Below are 19,442 nucleotides of genomic sequence, written 5' to 3'. Positions count from 1 at the left end.
CTTTTATGTTAACCTCTATGATTGATCATTTCGATATGAAATCATGCTTATAATTATAGGATAAAATTTATTTATAAGTAAAGTTTTACTAGAATTGATAACTGCTTTAATGAAAACTACATGTTTTTCTTTCAGTGAAATCAGTAATTTTAGACTGCTAGAGCTATTTTCGTTCACAAATGATCATGAAGTGCTATTTTGAACAAAAAAGAGCGACCTGTGTCGCCCTTTATTAAAAATAGCTTTCTTTAAAGAACCTTCTACGTTCACGTTTTAATTTTCGCTCCAGTTGCAATAGGTGCGTGACACTTTTTATTCGGTAGCCTGGTAGCTTATTATAGATACCTGTAATCTCACGCAAGGGATTATCCGGGTAACGGAGTAAATGATGAATAATTTGAATTTCATCATCAGATAGATGCTTAATCTTGTGATAAGATTCGATTGCCTGATGATAAACACGCTTATCGTACTCATGCAAAAACAGCATGCGACTTGCTATCTGAACTATATCTACAATCTGCATATCAGGAGCTACGGTATCTAGATCAATTAAGTAACAACTGCCCGATTCCTTAATTAAAAAGTTGTGACTAGCTACATCTCGATGGGCTAAGGTGCCATAATAATGGGCCTGCTCCATCTGTTGGCTAATTGGCATTTGATAAGCTACCTGTATTACTTCCTGACCTTCTCTCTTAATCTCTTTAGCCATGCTTTGAACCATAAGTTCAAAACGATTTTGTGGACCACGTAAAGCAATTCGTTTGGAGATTCGCTGAAATTGTTCCAGTCTCCTCTCCCATTTCTCTAAAAGAGGCGGTTTCCTAATTTCCATCTCGGACAAAAAAGGGGAAGTGGGAAATCCCTCCGCAGTTAGATGAAACCTTGCCAATGCAGTCGCTGATTTTTTAATATCTCCTACATTCGTATAAGTAGCATCTCTACCATTTATTTCCTTCATCACAGTGTAGAATCGTTCTCCAATCGGTTGCACTTTTTGTCCATAGGAGTTCGCTACGTATTTCACGGTATTATAAAAACCTTGTTCTTGTAGTACGTCAGCTAAATGTGTAACCCATAAGGCCTTCTCTTCTTCCACATACCCTTTGACAATCCATGCCCCTCGATCGGTGCGAACAGAAAAAACGCTCCGTTGTGGTTTAATTCCATATATTTGGCAGCGAAACGCTTTTTCTAACGCTTTCAAAAAGTTAGCATCCATTTCTACTGTTTACCTTCAGCAGGACGTAAACGAAGATTCTTCATGACCTTTATCCCATTTAGGCCACATTTCGGGACGCGGTAAACTGGGATTGGCAGGCATGTGATGGGTGTGATGTCCATACATATGTGAAGAAGAATGTTGGTATGGCTGGACTTGCGGGCATGGTTCGACCTGCGGGTACGGCTTCATTTGTGGGTATGGCGTAGCCTCCGGATACGGCTTCATTTGCGGATATGGTCGCATTTTGGGTGCCGGATATGGCCGGGGCATTGGAGTCACTGGATAAACAGGTGGATAAGGATGAATCGGTTGATGGTACCCTGGGTAAGGATGAGCAGGCTTATGTTCTGAAGTACAATCATACTCTCCCCATTTATAAGTATTAGAAGCACTACTTTCATGACATGAGTAGCTATCTTCTCCTTTTGGTCGATGATGCGGCTGACCGCTATGCTCCGTGCAGCTAGTGCTAGAAGGACTTAGACTCGTAGTCTGATCTGGGCAATGTGGGCTAGAAGTAGTTGAAGAATAGTCTGGATAACTTGGTTGAACATAAGGTGGGCAAGGTGGGCAAGCTGGACAAGGTGGACAAGGTGGGCAAGCTGGGAAAGGTATTACAACTGGTGGATACATTGGAATGCATGTTGGCGGTGAAATAGGTACTTGATACATAGGTGGATGTGGTAATGGCATCGGTCTTTGTATTGGCGGCTGTATCGGTGGCAGTGGCTGTGGTTGTAACGGTGGCTGCGGCATCCTTCTTGGCATTTCTTTCTTTGGTGGGAACGGCATAGGCTTTGGTACAGGAACTGGTTTTGGTACAGGAACTGGTTTTGGTACAGGGATTGGTTTTGGTACAGGGACTGGTTTTGGTACAGGGATTGGTATTGGAATTGGAATTGGTCGCTTTGGCATCTCTTTTAAAGGTGGGATCGGTAATCTTCTCGGCCTTTCCTTAGGAGGAACTGGCATTACTGGTGGCTGTTCTTGTTTCGGTGCAGGTACAGGTGCAACAGGAGGTGGCACAATTTCTTCTGGCTGTGGTATAACTGGAGACTCCATCATCTCTGGTGATTCATAGGCTGGAGGTATCGGCATCTCCTTTCTTGGAACATGGGGTACTGGTCTTTCTTTCATCGGTCTTTCCTTGTGAGGTCTCTGTTCCATTCCCGGTCTTCTGGGCATACCAGTTGGAATTTTTACTTTCATACCAGGCATAATTTTATCCGGATTTTTTATTGTTGATTTATTTAGGTTCAATAGTTCCTGAAAGTCGACACCATATTTCTTAGCGATTTTCCACATGGTGTCCCCTTTTTGTACGATATGGATCTTCACAATTGCCTCTCCTCTCATACTTGAGTCCCTACCATGTTATGCGCCTCTAGGCGTTTTGCTCCTGTGCAATTTACCTCATAAAAAAACAGAGCCACGATAATATTCTGGCTCTGTTTTTTTGATTTTTCCCTTATTCGTATACTTTAACACCGTCTTCTTGGACATAACGACGGAATTCTTCCAATAATTGTTTCGTAACAGGACCCGGTTTTCCATCACGAATGATCCGTGCATCCACCTCAGATACTGAGATCACCTCTGCTGCTGTTCCTGTCAGGAATACTTCATCAGCGATATAGACATCATGACGAGTGAAAGGTTCTTCTTTAATCACATAACCTAGTTCCCTAACGATATCCATAATCGCTTGACGTGTAATGCCATCCAATGCCCCTAAGTATGTAGGAGGAGTATAAATGACACCTTTTTTTACAAGAAAAATATTATCACCGGAACCTTCTGTTACATAGCCTTCACTATTAAGCATTAACGCTTCACTAACACCAGCCATGCTAGCTTCCATACGAACCATCACGTTGTTCAAATAGTTCAAGGATTTGATCTTCGGATTCAATGCGTCTGGTTTGTTTCGTCGTGTTGGAACTGTCACAATTTTTAATCCTGTCTCATATAATTCTTGCGGAAAGAGTCGCAGTTGTTCAACAATAATAACAATATTTGCCTTCTTACAGCTCCGAGGATCAAGACCTAAATCCCCATCGCCACGCGAGATCACAAGACGTATATAGGCATCACGCAGTTCATTTTTTCTAACGGTTTCGACTACGGCATCCATCATTTCTTCAATCTTCATTGGAATAACGAGCATGATGGATAGTGCGGATTCATATAAACGTTCGATATGCTCTTGCAGGCGGAATACATTACCATTATAAACACGAATGCCTTCAAAAATTCCATCGCCATACAAGAAGCCATGATCATAGACAGAAATTTTCGCATTTTCTTTTTCTACAAATTCACCGTTTAAGTAGATCAACTGCTGCGTCATGCTACCTTCACCCTTTTTTCTAACGTTTTTGAATAGTATAAATCTACAAGCAGCATAGCGTCAATTCTTTTCACCTATACCCCTATAGGCAAACACGGGATAGCTACCCAGCACACGAACCTGACACCCTAATGCTTCTATCTCCGCAAAAGCACCCGGCATTAAAACTGAATCCATACTCTGTACAATATCCAATACAAAATGATAGCTACCCAGACCTTTTTTCGTAGGCCGTGACTCAATGCGAGACAAATTCAATTTACGCCAGGCGAATGCTGCCAATACCTGATATAGTGCACCTGAATAATCTTCTGGTAATGTGACCAAAATAGTTGTTTTGTACTTATCAGATACAGGTAAATCTAACTGACTTTTTCCCAGTAACACAAATCTTGTAAAATTGTTAGCATAATCCTGAATGCTCTCTTGAGCGAAAGAAAGCGGATATATCTCAGTATTTAATCTCGTTCCTATAGCTGCCCATGGTTGGTCAGGTTGTTCACTTACCAGTTTAGCGGCCAAAGCCGTACTGTTGGTATATTCAATCTCTACGTGTGGCAAATATTTTTGTAGGAACAAGCGGCACTGAGCGATGGCATGCGAATGAGATAAAACCTTTGTAATCTGTTGTAGGGGTAGAGGTTCCGGCCTAATTGCCATTAACAGATGCTGTGTGATCGGCATAGCTAATTCCGCTAAAATAGGTAAGTTCTCCCCATGTATCAAGCCATCCATTGTTAAATTAACCGTTCCTTCAATAGAATTCTCAATGGGTACCACACCAAAATCGGTCTGATTAGTATAAACTGCTTCTAGCACATCAAGAATGCTTACATATGGCTTAGTTGAAAGCTCCTCTTGAATTGGCAAATGACGCACTGCCTCCTCTGTAAATGTGCCAGATGGTCCTAAAAAAGCTAGCGTTCTCCCCATTATACTCCATGCTCCCATCTGATGTTTTTCTAAGCATTATGCTGTATATACAGGGCTTGTGTCAATAATTACACCATTATCATCGGGAAGGAGCACCATGGTGGAATAGCTTAGTTGATTCTTCAGCATGACTTGTTCAATAAACTGTAACAGTCGTTGTTTAGCTTGATCATTTTCAAAAAAGCAAAGAATGGTTGGTCCTGCTCCTGACAAGGCCGCTCCTAGGGCACCATAATCTTTAGCTTTTTCCACAATCTCAGATAGACCAGGAACTAAAGCTGTACGATAAGGTTGATGTAAGCGATCCTGCATAGCAGTAGCTAATAAATCTAACCGGTCTTGAGCAAACGCAGCAATCAATAAACTTGCGCGTGAAATATTATAAACCGCATCTTCACGGGAATATTGATCAGGCAATGCTTTCCTTGATTGATGAGTAGGTAATTCAAAATCAGGAATAACTACCAGCGTCTTCAACCGCTCAGGAACCGAAAATTTAGCATAGGGGACTTGCTCATCTTCATTATCTGGTAATGCTGAAACAATTAGACCACCAAATTGCGAGGCACCTACATTATCTGGATGCCCCTCCCAACGGCTAGCTATCGTAAATAGCTGTCCATCCGTATACGGCTTACCTGCAAGGGTGTTTGCTGCTACCAAAGCACCTACAACTGCTGCGGCACTACTGCCAAGCCCTCTAGTCAAGGGGACTTCCGTCTCTACTTCAATAGATAATTCAGGTGCAGGAAGCGAGGCCTTCTCAAATAAGAAGGCCGCCACTTTGTAAAGTAGATTGGTTTTATCTTGGGGCAAGCTAGCTAGTTCTGATCCCACTAATCGAATCGTAGTCTGGTCGGCAATGCTCATGGTTATGGTTGTGTAAAGTTGGAAAGCAAGACCGATTGTATCAAAACCAGCCCCCAAATTGGCTGTGCTAGCTGGTACTCTCACTGTTACTCTCTGCTTAGACATGTTGTTAGACACCTACTTTACTTTTTGATCAGTTCCATGACAGCTTCTCTTGTCGCAGGTACTTTCACTGGCTCATTAGCAATTGTCTTAATCGCAATGCTCGGATCTTTTAACCCGTGACCAGTTAAAACGCAAACAATACGGACTCCTTGTTCCAACTGTCCCATCCGACGTAACTTAATGATACCTGCAAAGGAAGCTGCGGAGGCTGGCTCACAGAAGATTCCCTCCTTTTTAGCTAAAAGCTGGTACGCTTCTAAAATTTCCTCGTCTGTCACGCTCTCTATGCGTCCATCTGATTCCTTCAATGCCTGTAAGGCTCCTTCTTTACTAGCAGGATTACCAATACGAATTGCTGTTGCAATCGTTTCAGGCTGTTCTACGGGATGACCTAAGACAAGTGGTGCTGATCCTGCTGCTTGAAAACCATACATTTTTGGCAGAGAGGTGATGGTTCCAGCACCTTTATATTCTTTAAATCCCTTCCAATAAGCTGTGATATTACCTGCATTCCCTACTGGGATTGCTAAAATATCGGGAGCCTCTCCTAAGCGATCACAAATTTCAAATGAAGCTGTTTTTTGCCCTTCAATTCTGTATGGATTTACCGAATTAACTAACGTAATTGGTTCTTCTTTTGTAATTTGTTGGACAATACGTAAAGCCTCATCAAAATTTCCATTAATTGAAATCACTTCTGCTCCATAAGCAATTGCTTGAGCCAATTTTCCAAGTGCAATGTTACCATCTGGAATTAATACGATACAACGTAATCCCGCACGAGCTGCATAAGCAGCAGCGGCAGCAGATGTATTACCGGTCGAGGCGCACATAATGGTACTGCTTCCCTCTTCCACTGCTTTGGCAACTGCCATCACCATGCCTCGGTCTTTAAAAGACCCGGTTGGATTTAACCCCTCATATTTAAAGTAGAGTTCAACTCCCCATTCTTCAGACAAGCGGGCTGCATGGACCAATGGTGTATTTCCTTCATGCAAGGTCAAAAGAGGTGTATTTTCTGATACGGGCAAAAATTCTTTATACTGTGCAATAATCCCTAGTCTATGCTTACTCATTATGAACAGCACCTGCTTCCTTATCTATGCCTTCCACTTGATAGTAACTTTTAATTTCGTTAATAACATCCATGCCCTCTAGTGTTTGTAGTACGGAGGCAACATTAAATTTAGAGGCAGTATGTGTAACCATTACAATTTCGGATTGGCCGCTATCTTGATACGGCTGCTGAATCACCTGATCTAAACTAACATCTTTCTCCGCTAAAAGGTTTGTAATTTGAGCAAGTACTCCGCGCTTATCTGCAACGATTAGACGCATAAAGTATTTCGAGAATTTCTTATCATCAGTCTTTAGTTTTTTCTCTTTATAGGGGGCCACTGTTCCACGTCCATTAACACCTAATTTCATATTTTTTACAACGGTGATCAGATCAGAAACAACTGCTGTCGCTGTTGGCATCTCACCAGCTCCAGGACCATAGAACATCGTTTCTCCCACCGCTTCACCATGTACATACACCGCATTAAACACGCCATTCACAGAAGCTAATGGGTGAGACTTATGAACCATTGTAGGTTGTACACTCACTTCAATCTCGTCATCATCGCGACGCGCAATACCAAGTAGCTTTACTTCGTAGCCTAATTTTTTACCGTAAGCAATATCCTCTTTACTAACTTTGCTAATTCCTCTTACCTGTACATCTTCTAAATTCATCGGAACACGGAAGCCTAGTGTAGAGAGGATGGCCATCTTTCTAGCAGCATCAAATCCTTCTACATCGGCAGTCGGATCAGACTCTGCATATCCAAGGGCTTGAGCTTCAGCCAAAACTTCCCGATACTCAGCCCCTTCTTTGCTCATTTTAGTCATGATATAGTTAGTCGTACCATTCACAATTCCCATCATTTTAGTGATTCTATCAGAGGAAAAACCTTCCACCAAAGCGCGAAGAATAGGGATTCCTCCAGCAACACTCGCTTCATATAAAACATCACATTTTTTTTCTTGTGCCTTATGCAGTAGCTCTGCTCCGTGCAATGCCATTAAGTCCTTATTTGCCGTTACTACATTTTTTCCTTGTGCAAGGGCCTTTAGCAGATAATCTTTTGTAGGCTGTATGCCACCAATCACCTCAACAATGACATCGATATCTGGGTCTTCTAATAGATCATCCACATTGGTGGTAATTTTCGTCTGATCGACTGCTACAGTTCGGGCTTTTTCTTTGTCTTGTACCAGAATCTTATGGATTTCAATACTCAGACCCGTTTGGTTAAACAAATCCTCCTGATGTGCATCCACAATCCGAACCACACCTGTTCCCACTGTTCCAAGTCCCATCAAACCTACTTTTACCTGCTTTTTATCCATGTTTACGCCTCCTTAGTTGTCCTCGATCTTATCCTCTACCCACGATCATCGCCTTGCGCACCCCATGTAACTTTTCAAGTAAATCTAAAAACTCCGTTGTTGGCATATGTAGCTGGGCCATATCCACTGACATCGTCACATTGGCAATCCCTTGTAATGGAATGGTTTGATTGATTGTCAGTACATTCCCGCCTTTTTCTGCCACGAATTGCAATACTTTCGATAAAATTCCAGAACGATGCTCGAGAGTAAGACTGACGGTCATAATTTTTTCACTCATCATAGCGTTGAAAGGGAAAATCGCATCTTTGTATTTATAAAAAGCGCTACGACTAAGCCCAACCCGTTCGACCGCTTCATTTACCGTATCGATTTCACCTGATTCCAACAATTTTTTAACTTCAATCGTCTTCGCGATCGATTCTGGGAGGATGTCCGCTCTAATTAAATAGAATTTTTCATCTCGTTTACTCATGTGTCCTCCTGAAAAATACAAGTGTTTTCTTATAAAGGACATTATACGCTGACTACGATACTCTGACAACCCCAAAAAGCGGATTACATGAAAGCTACTATCGACGCACACACTAGGCTGTGACAGCAAAATAGGCAAAAAGCCTATATTGTCCATGTTTTTCCAATCATATAGCATGTACCATCTTACTTTTAATGAAGGAGGTGTAACGAATGGGTGGACGCGGAAAGTCTGATAAATCTCAACGACGTAACCACAATGGTGTAGGAAAACCAGGATCTCTGGATCAATTCGGAAAAAAATTAGATGAGAAGCGCATGGCAGTCTCTCCAAATTATCAGATAGACAACGAGCGCGGGGGTTGATTGACGCTCACAAAACAAAAAGGCACCTCGTTTTAACATAACGAGGTGCCTTTATTAAGGTTTAAGATAACATCGTCTTGTGATAGGCGACTAACTCAGCATGCTGAGCAGGATCGACATCTGTGATAGAGAGCGTAACAATTGTGATATTATTATCAAACCGTTTTTGAATTACTTTCGTCATGGCTACTACTTCCGTTTTCGTACGTGGAATTACAAACGAGAGATTAACAAAATCCCCCTTTGCCAAATATCCATCTGTTCCTACATGAAGCTCCTTTTCTGAGAAGCTTAGGAGTACTCCCTCTCCCAGCTCTTCATTTGGTTTAGCTCCCATTCGCTTGTAGGGAACATTAATAATAAAGTCAGGCTTAACCAATTGTTGTGCCTGATTTTCTCGATCACCAGACTGGTTATTCGTGAGAGCGGATGCTTCTTGCTTACTTCCCTTTAATTTCGCTAGGATAGCTTGACGATTAGCATCATGAGAACTTACAACAGAGGAAGAGGTTTGCCCTTTCTGCTGCTTCGATCCCTCAACTACTGATTTTATGCGTACAGGCAGTAGTCCCATAATAACAACCGGCCATGCGATTTTTTCTGTATATACCTCGTAGGCTCGATACTCCTGACCTTCATTGAAACGCACATGAAGAATACAACCCAAAAAAGTAGGATTCGCCTGATCTAAAATACAAGAGAGTAACAAATAGTCTCCCTTCTGATACTCTATCATAGCATCCTTTAGAGCAACGGATTCATTTTCACGTGATACGTGTATAATGGTACCGCGTACAAGCTGTTTGTCTTCCCCCATAGTCCCCATCTCATCACACTCACTTTTAACGAAAGTTTACTCTTGGAACTCAAATTCGAATTTACCAATCTGAACGGTATCTCCGTCTTTCGCACCACGCTCACGTAGGGCCTGATCAATTCCCATCGTACGCATTAAACGTGAAAAACGCTGGATGGAGTCATAGCTGTTCAAGTTAGTCATCTTCGTTAATTTTTCAAGCTTGTCACCACTTACCACAAATATGTCATTCTCTCTTGTAATGACAAACGGTAAGTCTTCAGGCTCCGCTTTAAACACAACTCTTTCTTCTACTTCTACTACTTCTTCTACTTCAAAACGGTCTGGAATCGTCTCAAGTAAATCACTAATAGCATACATGAGCTCTTGTACACCCTGACGAGTCGCGCCAGAAATCGGATATATTTTCGCATCTGGACATTTTTCACGGAAAGCCTGCAAATGCACTTCTGCATCTGGCAAATCCATTTTATTAGCCACAATAATTTGTGGTCTGTCTTCCATGCGGGCATTGTAATGTTTAAGTTCTTCGTTAATTTGAAGGTAATCCTCGTAAGGGTCACGTCCCTCAGTCGCTGCCATATCGATCACATGTACAATCAGCCTTGTACGCTCAACATGACGTAAAAACTGATGACCAAGCCCAATACCTTCATGAGCACCTTCAATAAGGCCCGGTAAATCAGCCATAACAAAACTTTTTTCACCTAGGTCTACTACTCCTAGATTTGGAGCGATTGTTGTGAAATGATACGCAGCAATCTTAGGCTTTGCTGCTGTAACGGAAGATAGAAGCGTTGATTTTCCTACACTCGGATAACCAACTAAGCCTACATCCGCAATCAGCTTTAATTCCATACGAATATAACGTTCTTGACCTGGTTCACCGTTCTCCGCAATCTCTGGAGCCGGATTAGAAGACGTGGCAAAACGAATATTACCTCGTCCGCCGCGGCCACCTTTGGCAATGATTGCACGTTGACCATGTTCAATAAGGTCAGCAATCACTTCTTGTGTATCATCATCGTACACAGTAGTACCTGGAGGAACACGAACAATCATATCCTCTGATCCAGCACCGTGCATCCCTTTTGTTCTCCCGTGTTCACCACGTTTTGCTTTAAAATGTCGTTGGTAACGGAAATCAATAAGCGTACGTAAACCTTCGTCCACGACAAAAACAACGTTCGCTCCCTTACCACCATCTCCACCCGCAGGACCTCCGAGTGCTACATACTTTTCGCGACGGAATGAAACTGCTCCATTACCGCCGTCTCCACCTTTTACATAAACTTTTACTTGATCGACGAACACGAAATTGCCACCTCTCTACATTTTGCAAGGAAAGCTCATTTCAGCAATCCAGCCTGTATCGGTATGTATTTGTTCACTTACGAGCTTGGCCATACCCTTGTGATCATGAATAAGCTTTTCCACTTCCCCTGCAACTAATGCAGAGACCTGACCTTCCAAGTCAAAGTTGGCAAATACCTCATTATCTGAGTGAAACAATGTCACCACTAAGTGAGGATGTTCCACTTGTTCCGTATGCAAGTGATGCTGTAATAGCCCGATGCAAGTTGAAATCAAATAAAAAAAGCTATCGCTTTGCATCTCTAGCTTGGTCACATCTACCTGTGTTTTAACCTCTACTTCTACTATTATGTCTCTATTTAACGCATTAAACGTCAAAAAGAAAGCAGACAAACGCGAACAGTTTATGCGAGCAATCATACTTTCACGGTGAGCTTCCTCCGTCACTTTTTGTAGGTAAGCCTCCCCATCTTGGTAGCGTCCCAACTTCAAATAAGCATGGAGAACCTGGAGATGATTGAGCCAATCATGACGGTCCTGGTTTAAAATCCTCAATAACGTGTCCGCATGATCCGTTATAAACTTTTGTTCGTCCTTCATGTTTTCCCACCTGTCACTATATGGATTCCATCTTTTATTTTAACATAAGTACGAGTAGAGTAAAGGAGGATAGTGAGTAAAAAGAAAAACCCAGCGATTGGCTGGGTTTTAGCTTCTTGTCGTTATTACGCTTCAGCAACAACTGGTTCGATCACAACTTGTTTGCGATCGCGTCCCAGACGTTTGAAACGAACGATTCCGTCAGCTTTCGCGAACAAAGTATCGTCGCCGCCGATGCCTACGTTAGCACCTGGATAAATTTTTGTTCCGCGTTGGCGAACAAGAATGTTACCAGCTTTTACGAATTGGCCGTCGCCACGCTTTGTACCAAGGCGCTTAGCGATGGAGTCACGACCGTTCTTTGTAGAACCTACCCCTTTTTTGGATGCGAAGAATTGCAGGTCCATAGTGAATAGCATGTTCATCATGAGTGAGCACCCCCTTGCCATTTTGAATCTTGTACAGAAATATATGTTCCGTAGTTTTGGGAAATACCCAGTAGAGCAACCACTGTGCTTTCCGCCAGTAGTTGTTGCTTCTCTTCAAGAGTTGGATCATCCAAAGATGAAACCCGCCACTTTAAAAATCCGCCCTCTTCTGTGTTCATTTCCACATCCGGCTTCAAACCGAGCAAAAGATGTACCGCATTCAGGTTGCCTAAAATAATGGCCGATACAGCAGAACAAACAATGTCCTCCCCGTATTTACCAGCATTTGCATGCCCTGTCATAGCAATCTCTGCAATGCCCGTCTGAGATCGAATCACCTCGACCTTAACCATTACGCGTTGATCTTTTCGATAACAACTTTAGAGAATGGTTGACGGTGACCTTGCTTACGACGATAGTTTTTCTTTGCTTTGTACTTGTACACGATAACTTTCTCACCTTTACCGTGCTTTTCAACTTTCGCTGTTACAGTTGCACCAGCTACAGTTGGAGTACCCGCAGTTACTTTACCATCTTTGCTTACGAACAATACTTGATCAAAAGTAACTGTTTCGCCTTCAGAAGCAGTTAGTTTTTCGATGTAAAGGGTAGCACCCTCTTCAACTTTGTATTGTTTACCACCTGTTACGATAATTGCGTACATTCTATTGCACCTCCTATACTCAGACTCGCCTCATGCAGGTGTGGCTTTAAAAACCAACTTACTAAAACCTGATTCGCGCGGTTACAGTATGCTTCAAGGTACAAGCATAGCTGCATAACAATCAGAGAATATCATACCCAGCAGAAAAGGTCAAGAAAAACGTTTAGAATCAACCTTTTTGCCAACATGTAAAATCTGATATTCACTTGGGTGCATGGTTTCACGTGAAATAAATTGAACCATGGCACCCCATTCCTCCGCAAATTTCTCACGCCTTCCTTCCGCTTGAACATACTGATAAACATGAGGATGAAAAGCGGCTACAATAGCCTCTGCTTCCTGTGCTCGGATCAATGCCTTAGCCTCTCGAATAAAGCGTCCAGCTACTTCCTGTTCCGTTAAGATTCTCCCCTTACCACTACAAGTGATGCATGCTTTGGTTAGAATGGAGGATAGATTGTTTCTTACCTTTTTCCGTGTCATTTCCAATAGGCCTAATTGCGTAAAACCCATGACATAACTATTGGTTACGTCTTTTTCTAATTCTCTCTGTAAGGCTTCTTGTACAATCTGTTGGTTTTTTGCCTGCTTCATATCAATGAAATCAATAATGATAATGCCACCAATATCGCGAAGTCGTAGTTGTCTAGCAATCTCTTGGGCTGCTTCCACATTGGTTGCGGTGACGGTATCTTCTAGCTGCTGACCACTCTTACCCGTAAATTTCCCTGTATTAACATCGATAACGGTCATAGCTTCTGTCTGATCGATTACCAAGAAACCACCACTTTTCAGCCATACCTGCCTATACAGGGCTTTTTCAATTTCTTTATCGACACCATAGGAGTCTAACACAGAGGTTTTCCCTTGATAAAATTGAATTTTATTAAACATGGCTGGATGAATAGCCTTTGCCTGTACTCTAAGCTCATGATACAACTCTGCGTCATCCACTACTATTTCTACCATCTGATCTTCAGAGCGATCTAATAAAATACGGCTCACTGCATTATCTGCTGATAAAAGAAGGGACGGCGTTTTTTTCTTTCCTGTTTCCTGAAGCGCCGTCTTCCACTTTGCACGCAGGAAATCAAGTTCTATTTGCAAATGCTCCAGGGAAGCCTCCTCGGCCATCGTTCTTACAATGATTCCTTCTCCCTCAGCCAAATTATCGGTTGCCCACACTCTTAGTCGTTCACGTTTTTTGGCATCTACAATTTTACGTGACAAAGAGATAAGCCCTGCAGATGGCAAATAAACCAGCATGCGCCCCGGCAAGCTGATTTCGGATGTAAGTCTTGGAGATTTACTCCCTATCGCTTCTTTGCTAATTTGGACAATTTTTTCTTCGCCTACTTGCACTAAAGTCCGAATATTAGGTTTGGCTGCCCCTCGGTTCTGTACTTTCCAGCCTGGGGGCAACGCCTCGTCAATATATAAAAACGCTTCCTGTTCTTCTCCGATATCTATAAAGGCAGCTTGCATGGCTGGTAAGACTTTTTTTACTCGCCCTCTATAAATACTGCCAACTGCTGCCATTTGTTTGTCTTGTTCCATTGTCAACTCAGCAAGTCGACCTGCTTCCATGACAGCAATACGTGTTTCTTCTATGTCACGGCTCACGATTATTTGTTGGAGAGCACGCTGTTGTTTTTTGTTCAACTAATTTTCCTCCTGGAGGTCTGTCCTATTACTCATTGTAGCGCATTTCTACTCGATTTGAAAAATAGTAGAACTGCTTGTAACATAACCAAAAACCGTCACAAGCTACAACAAGCTACTGATCCAGTCTCGCTGGCGCCGTTCAACTAGACAAGCATAGAGTACATTCTCCTCAGGTAGTACACCACCTTGTTTACCCGTTATATAAAACAAATGGTATTTACCTTTTTGTAGCTTATGGGTAGCTTCCCAAACAGATAGAGAAGATGGAACACGAACAGGCTCTATCCTGTCTAGTCTGGGTGCTCCCTGATATCTTTTATGTAAAAAACGAACAAACTGATAAGGAAAGCGCTTGTATGCTTGCCCATTGGTAAGTGCCAAATAAATCGCAACAGCAGTTAGATTAGCATGGAAGAACCAAACTCCGGCTCCCAGCAGTAAAATAGCAAATCCACAACTACTACTAAATGATAAAATCGCCGCTTTCCGATAAGAAATGAACGATGTTAATACCGCTTGCACAATGCGCCCACCATCTAAGGGCCACATCGGTAATAAATTAAACAAAGCAATCATCATATTACTTTTCATAAAAAAATGGGCCCAATGCTCCGACCAAATACCTAACCACCAAAATAAAAGAGAAAAAAAAATCATAACGATATTCATAAAAGGGCCTGCTAATGCTACTACAATCTCGTCTATAGCATCTGCTGAGGGGGATTCCTCCATAACTGCAACCCCACCAAAGGGTAACAATTGAATTTCTTTTACTTCCCATCCGAGTTCACGAGCCGCCGCTATATGACCAAGCTCATGAATAAGTACAATGATGAAAAGCGCAATCGTTTCTATAAAATAGCCAGCCATTACAGCTAGACCAATGACCAGCCAAAATAAAAGATGGATGCGGACACGAATACCGCCTGGCCAAAAGTCATTCAAATGAAATCACGTCCAATGGATTAATAAATTTCCCGTTTTGTTTCATCGCCATAAATAGGTAACGCGTGTTAATCTCTTGATCGGTAAAAGGTTTGGCAACTCCAACAAGGTCCTTTGTATTCACCCAGTCATTTACAGATACATTTACCTTTTCAAGATTTCCATACCAAATCTCTCGACCATCGGTATACTGGATGATTACAGTGGTTCCATAGCCAGGTTTTTCCCCAACAGAAGTTACCCAGCCGGTATCCATATTGAGGACTTCTCCTTTATTCCCTAAATCAACAACTAATTTGGCACTTTTGGAATCATACTCCTTTGCTATTTTCCACTCCTTTGGCAAACTCCACTTACTTAGCTGATAGGCATTTGCTGGCACACTCTCCTTTTCTTTTTTATCAAAAAGAACCGGTAGCGCACTTGGTGAGTGACCTGTAACTTGTTCATACCATACCGCCACACCCTCAAAATTGAAATCGCGTGTCATCACTTCTCTTGATAAATCTCGCCATGTATTTGGAACACCAAATGGACTTTTTAATAAAACATACGCTATTCCAATAACCGCTAAAGAAAGATAAATTTGCCTTTTAAAGTGATAACCCACCGGTTTGCTAGGGGGAGTCTCGTTTGTGAAATCAGTGCTTCTTGAATATTGATCCGGGATAAACACTCTTTCCAGCGGATCATGTAGATCATCAATGTGTGGCGGCATACTGTCGCGCGATTGTAAGAGAAGCTGTTCTTTTCTTTCCTGCCTTCTATCCTTTACCCGTTCTCTCTCATGAAACATGCATCCCACCCCCTTTTCAGGCCAAGCTTTACTTGGAGTATATGACTTGTCTACGTGGGATATGACAATGTAAAACAAAGCTGTACATCGATAACATAAATGTAAAAAAACAGCCCCTCAAAAGAGAGACTGCTTCTTTTTATACATATTTGATCTTACAGACGATTAACGTTAGCAGCTTGTGGTCCACGGCTACCTTGAACGATTTCAAACTCAACTTTTTGACCTTCTTCAAGAGTTTTGAAACCTTCAGTTTGGATAGCGCTGTAGTGTACGAATACATCTTCTCCGCCTTCAACTTGAATGAAACCAAAACCTTTTTCTGCGTTAAACCATTTTACAGTACCTTGTTGCATGGAAAAAACCTCCTAGAAATGTTCGCCTTTTCAGACGATTAAAATATCTGTTAACCATCACTTAAAGCTTGTTTCAAGGAAAAAAGCCGTGCCCAACAGAGACTTGATCACATGGTGACGCTATCTCTGAAAAGCACGGCATATCATCCAATCCATCAAATCACTAGGTAAGTAAAATGGTTAACTTACCTTGAATATATCACACATTTATTGATTTGTCACGATTTTTAACTTAATCGAAACTAAGTTTCTGCTTCCTCATCCCAATATTCAGCACTACACCTATTGTTAAGAAGTTGGTTAGAAGAGAACTTCCACCATAACTAATAAATGGTAAAGGCAAACCAGTAATTGGCATTAACTGAATGGTCATTCCAATATTTTCAAAGATTTGAAACGTGAGCATTCCAACCACACCTGATACCACATAAGCACCAAATGGATCATTACACTCCATAGCAATCCGAATCATTCGATAAACCAATACGAAAAAAAGGATCATCATAATTCCTGCACCAATAAAACCCAGACGTTCTGCAATGACAGTAAAAATGAAATCACTCTCACCAACTGGTACCCACAACAAGCTAGCCTGTGTAGCTGTGTGTAAGCCTTTGCCCGTTAACTGTCCAGAGCCAATAGCAATAAGGGATTGTAAAAGCTGAAATCCTTGCCCTACTGGATCATGATATGGGTTTAACCAAGATTCAATACGAGCCCATTGATAAGGTTTAATCAATTTAAAAAAGATATCTTCTTTATGATAAATATAAACATAGGAAACCAATCCTACTGCAAAAGTAGCAATCCCACTAAAGCTAATCATGTGCCGTACACGAATACCACCGACGATCAACATAGTTGCTAGTATGGAACAAAAGACTAAAGCTGTCCCCAAGTCTGGTTGTTTAAAAATCATGAGAAGCGGTACCCCTACGATCAAAAACACAGGCCACCATTCATAGAGATAATACGGCTTACCTAATTTTTCTTCACGCTTGGACATATAATGTGCTGTAGCTATTATCGTAAAAATTTTCATTGGTTCAGATGGTTGAAACAGAACGACACCCAGATTATACCAACTAGTAGCCCCGTTGATAACCTTCGTAAAAAATACACCGAAAAGTAAAACTAACCCTCCAGCGTACACGATATATGATAGTTGCCGAAACACACGATAGTCGATAATCAGTGTACAAAACAATACGCCAAAACCAATACCATACCACATAAGCTGCCGATTTGCTGTCGCCACTCCTGGGGCAGAGCCACTAATACCGAGATAACTAAACAAGCCGAGACCTAGGAGGATTAACAGAATCAACCAATCCAACTGTTTTATATATCGTTTTTCAAAATCCATCTTTTTCCCCCGTGCATGATAAGGTCTAGTATCTGTAAGTCTTATATATTCTGAAATGCAAAGAAAAACTTGAAAACCAAACCTTTGGCACTAAGAACCTTCGTTGCACTTTGTTAAGATAAAATTTCCATAAGTTCGGATCAGTAAAAAAGAAACAGGAGTATACCCCTGTTCTCTGTTTCTCGACTAGTTTTCCTTATTTTAAGCCAAAAAACTTACGGAACTTATGAAAAACTCCTGGTTTATCCTGAAGTGGAAGTAAGGGAACTGATTCCCCTAACAAACGCCTTGCTACATTTCGATAAGCTAAGGAAGCGCGAGATTCATGATTCATAACTGCCGGCTCACCTGCATTTGCAGATTTAATGATATATTCATCATCAGGAATCACACCTAGTAAATCAATGGCAAGCAAATCCAGAATGTCTTCCACATCCAGCATATCACCATTTTTAACCATATGAGACCGTACCCGATTTATTACTAATTTAGGCATTCCTACATTTTCACGTTCGAGCAGACCTATGATACGATCTGCGTCACGCACCGCTGCCTTTTCCGGAGTTGTCACAACAATAGCCTGATCAGCTCCCGCTACGGCGTTGCGGAAACCTTGTTCAATACCTGCTGGACAATCAATAATGACATAGTCAAAATCACGCTTCAATTGAGTGACGATATCTTCCATCTGGTCTGTTGTAATCGCCGATTTATCCTTGGTCTGTGCTGCTGGTAATAGCGACAACGTCTCAAAGCGCTTATCTTTAATTAAAGCCTGTTGCAAGCGACAACTACCTTCCGCTACATCAATCAGGTCGTAAATGATACGATTCTCCAGTCCCATGACTACATCCAGATTGCGCAAGCCAATATCTGTATCTACCATACACACCTTCTGGCCATTGAGAGCCAATGCGGTTCCTATATTAGCAGATGAGGTGGTTTTACCCACTCCACCTTTCCCTGAAGTAACAACTATTGCAATACCCACGTATGCTCCCTCTCCTTCATTCCGTACCGTTATGCTTTCTTCTCACCCAAATCTGAGCGTAAGCGATGCAAAAAGTTCATTTTAGCGACTACCATCCGATCCTCTTCCAAATAAGCAAACTCGGTAGTACCACTATAGTCCGACCATTCATCTCCCGGACGGCTGATTACTTCCGCAATTCTCAGCTGGGTAGGGTGTAAGCAAGCGGAGGCGATTACAGCATCTTTGTCGCCATTCGTTCCCGCTTGCGCTACGCCACGAAGATTACCTAACACGAAGATACTCCCCGTACTTCTAATTGTACCACCAGGATTAACATCACCCAGTAGCAAAATATCTCCGTCGTACTCTAATACCTGACCGGAACGAACCGTATTTGTTTGTACAATCAATCCGGGAGCTTTGGCTTCTTTGCATGCTTCTTCTTTAAGAATCACATCCGAGTCGATCATATGAATAACCAGATTACCCTTCAACCGAATAATCTGTGTTAACTCTTCCTGTTGCTCTGGAGTGCAATAACGTTTCCCAAGTTTTAACGTAATCCTGATGAGAGGACCACTGAAAAATTGTTGATGGCTGTGCTCGATTTTTTCACGCAAATCATCTAAAAGCTCCGAGAATGAGCACGTATCGTCCATAAAAAAGACAAGCCCATCTTTGGTTCCTTTAATGATTACTTTACTTTTGGCCGTATTCATGGAGATGTTTCACCTCGACCGTTACCATTCGCCATTTACACAACAAACTCCTGCCTCGCTGATAAAAAACTCAGCGAAT

At 41.9% G+C, this 19,442-nt stretch carries 22 protein-coding genes and 1 other annotated feature; of the genes, 1 reads left to right on the top strand and 21 read right to left on the bottom strand.

Annotated features, from left to right (window positions below):
• Positions 1 to 232: 232 nt before the first annotated feature.
• From ACQV1I_RS06960 to ACQV1I_RS06925, 8 genes are all read right to left on the bottom strand, one after another.
• Positions 233 to 1,225, bottom strand: a complete 993-nt coding sequence (locus ACQV1I_RS06960; protein WP_094701906.1) for a phosphotransferase — start codon at positions 1,223 to 1,225, stop codon at positions 233 to 235.
• Between the two features lie 15 nt (positions 1,226 to 1,240).
• On the bottom strand, positions 1,241 to 2,566 hold the full coding sequence (gene safA, locus ACQV1I_RS06955) for a SafA/ExsA family spore coat assembly protein (RefSeq protein WP_116333176.1): 1,326 nt from the start codon (positions 2,564 to 2,566) through the stop codon (positions 1,241 to 1,243).
• A 130-nt stretch (positions 2,567 to 2,696) separates the two neighbouring features.
• A complete protein-coding gene (gene ilvE / locus ACQV1I_RS06950) occupies positions 2,697 to 3,578 on the bottom strand; it encodes a branched-chain-amino-acid transaminase (protein ID WP_116333175.1) in 882 nt (293 codons plus the stop codon).
• A gap of 60 nt (positions 3,579 to 3,638) precedes the next feature.
• Entirely contained in the window at positions 3,639 to 4,511 is an 873-nt protein-coding gene (gene pheA, locus ACQV1I_RS06945) for a prephenate dehydratase (protein WP_094701912.1), read from the bottom strand.
• A 36-nt stretch (positions 4,512 to 4,547) separates the two neighbouring features.
• The gene (thrB, locus tag ACQV1I_RS06940) at positions 4,548 to 5,486 is read right to left on the bottom strand and encodes a homoserine kinase (protein ID WP_116333174.1); all 939 of its coding nucleotides are present in this window, start codon (positions 5,484 to 5,486) and stop codon (positions 4,548 to 4,550) included.
• A gap of 17 nt (positions 5,487 to 5,503) precedes the next feature.
• Positions 5,504 to 6,562 carry a threonine synthase gene (gene thrC, locus ACQV1I_RS06935; RefSeq protein WP_094701916.1) on the bottom strand — a complete coding sequence of 353 codons (1,059 nt, stop codon included), beginning with the start codon at positions 6,560 to 6,562 and terminating at the stop codon, positions 5,504 to 5,506.
• Positions 6,555 to 7,880 (bottom strand): homoserine dehydrogenase, encoded by a 1,326-nt coding sequence (locus ACQV1I_RS06930; RefSeq protein ID WP_094701918.1) that lies wholly within the window; start codon positions 7,878 to 7,880, stop codon positions 6,555 to 6,557. The genes thrC and ACQV1I_RS06930 overlap by 8 nt, the downstream gene beginning before the upstream one ends.
• 28 nt (positions 7,881 to 7,908) lie before the next feature.
• Complete coding sequence (locus ACQV1I_RS06925) at positions 7,909 to 8,355, bottom strand: ACT domain-containing protein (protein WP_094701920.1); 447 nt, start codon at positions 8,353 to 8,355, stop codon at positions 7,909 to 7,911.
• A gap of 212 nt (positions 8,356 to 8,567) precedes the next feature.
• On the opposite strand from ACQV1I_RS06925, the gene ACQV1I_RS06920 reads away from it, so the two are divergent.
• The gene (locus ACQV1I_RS06920; protein ID WP_003338374.1) at positions 8,568 to 8,720 is read left to right on the top strand and encodes a hypothetical protein; all 153 of its coding nucleotides are present in this window, start codon (positions 8,568 to 8,570) and stop codon (positions 8,718 to 8,720) included.
• Positions 8,721 to 8,781: 61 nt separating this feature from the next.
• Here the strand turns inward: ACQV1I_RS06920 and ACQV1I_RS06915 are convergent, their stop codons facing one another.
• The 13 genes from ACQV1I_RS06915 to minC all read right to left on the bottom strand — a co-directional run bounded on the left by ACQV1I_RS06915 (position 8,782) and on the right by minC (position 19,363).
• Positions 8,782 to 9,537 (bottom strand): PilZ domain-containing protein, encoded by a 756-nt coding sequence (locus ACQV1I_RS06915; RefSeq protein WP_094701922.1) that lies wholly within the window; start codon positions 9,535 to 9,537, stop codon positions 8,782 to 8,784.
• Positions 9,538 to 9,573: 36 nt separating this feature from the next.
• Positions 9,574 to 10,851 carry a GTPase ObgE gene (gene obgE / locus ACQV1I_RS06910; protein ID WP_104148647.1) on the bottom strand — a complete coding sequence of 426 codons (1,278 nt, stop codon included), beginning with the start codon at positions 10,849 to 10,851 and terminating at the stop codon, positions 9,574 to 9,576.
• A gap of 15 nt (positions 10,852 to 10,866) precedes the next feature.
• Positions 10,867 to 11,451, bottom strand: a complete 585-nt coding sequence (locus ACQV1I_RS06905; protein WP_094701926.1) for a Spo0B domain-containing protein — start codon at positions 11,449 to 11,451, stop codon at positions 10,867 to 10,869.
• A gap of 125 nt (positions 11,452 to 11,576) precedes the next feature.
• Complete coding sequence (gene rpmA / locus ACQV1I_RS06900; RefSeq protein WP_026315215.1) at positions 11,577 to 11,870, bottom strand: 50S ribosomal protein L27; 294 nt, start codon at positions 11,868 to 11,870, stop codon at positions 11,577 to 11,579.
• Positions 11,871 to 11,875: 5 nt separating this feature from the next.
• Complete coding sequence (locus tag ACQV1I_RS06895; RefSeq protein WP_018672244.1) at positions 11,876 to 12,232, bottom strand: ribosomal-processing cysteine protease Prp; 357 nt, start codon at positions 12,230 to 12,232, stop codon at positions 11,876 to 11,878.
• Complete coding sequence (gene rplU / locus ACQV1I_RS06890; RefSeq protein WP_018672245.1) at positions 12,232 to 12,543, bottom strand: 50S ribosomal protein L21; 312 nt, start codon at positions 12,541 to 12,543, stop codon at positions 12,232 to 12,234. The genes ACQV1I_RS06895 and rplU overlap by 1 nt, the downstream gene beginning before the upstream one ends.
• Before the next feature lie 11 nt (positions 12,544 to 12,554).
• Positions 12,555 to 12,636 (bottom strand) — a sequence feature (ribosomal protein L21 leader region).
• A gap of 57 nt (positions 12,637 to 12,693) precedes the next feature.
• Positions 12,694 to 14,205, bottom strand: a complete 1,512-nt coding sequence (locus ACQV1I_RS06885) for an Rne/Rng family ribonuclease (protein WP_116333173.1) — start codon at positions 14,203 to 14,205, stop codon at positions 12,694 to 12,696.
• Positions 14,206 to 14,310: 105 nt separating this feature from the next.
• Positions 14,311 to 15,153 carry a M50 family metallopeptidase gene (locus tag ACQV1I_RS06880; RefSeq protein WP_018672247.1) on the bottom strand — a complete coding sequence of 281 codons (843 nt, stop codon included), beginning with the start codon at positions 15,151 to 15,153 and terminating at the stop codon, positions 14,311 to 14,313.
• A complete protein-coding gene (locus ACQV1I_RS06875; RefSeq protein WP_018672248.1) occupies positions 15,146 to 15,949 on the bottom strand; it encodes a M23 family metallopeptidase in 804 nt (267 codons plus the stop codon). The genes ACQV1I_RS06880 and ACQV1I_RS06875 overlap by 8 nt, the downstream gene beginning before the upstream one ends.
• A 155-nt stretch (positions 15,950 to 16,104) precedes the next feature.
• Positions 16,105 to 16,305: a cold-shock protein gene (locus ACQV1I_RS06870; RefSeq protein WP_003338386.1), complete on the bottom strand. Its 201-nt coding sequence runs from the start codon at positions 16,303 to 16,305 to the stop codon at positions 16,105 to 16,107.
• A gap of 232 nt (positions 16,306 to 16,537) precedes the next feature.
• The gene (rodA, locus tag ACQV1I_RS06865; protein WP_116333172.1) at positions 16,538 to 17,671 is read right to left on the bottom strand and encodes a rod shape-determining protein RodA; all 1,134 of its coding nucleotides are present in this window, start codon (positions 17,669 to 17,671) and stop codon (positions 16,538 to 16,540) included.
• A 196-nt stretch (positions 17,672 to 17,867) separates the two neighbouring features.
• Positions 17,868 to 18,662: a septum site-determining protein MinD gene (gene minD, locus ACQV1I_RS06860; protein ID WP_018672250.1), complete on the bottom strand. Its 795-nt coding sequence runs from the start codon at positions 18,660 to 18,662 to the stop codon at positions 17,868 to 17,870.
• Between the two features lie 29 nt (positions 18,663 to 18,691).
• Positions 18,692 to 19,363 carry a septum site-determining protein MinC gene (gene minC, locus ACQV1I_RS06855; protein WP_018672251.1) on the bottom strand — a complete coding sequence of 224 codons (672 nt, stop codon included), beginning with the start codon at positions 19,361 to 19,363 and terminating at the stop codon, positions 18,692 to 18,694.
• Positions 19,364 to 19,442 lie beyond the last annotated feature (79 nt).

The organism is Brevibacillus sp. JB24b (assembly GCF_051713385.1).
GTDB lineage: Bacteria > Bacillota > Bacilli > Brevibacillales > Brevibacillaceae > Brevibacillus_B > Brevibacillus_B laterosporus.
This window is presented reverse-complemented; position numbering and strand designations above follow the sequence as displayed.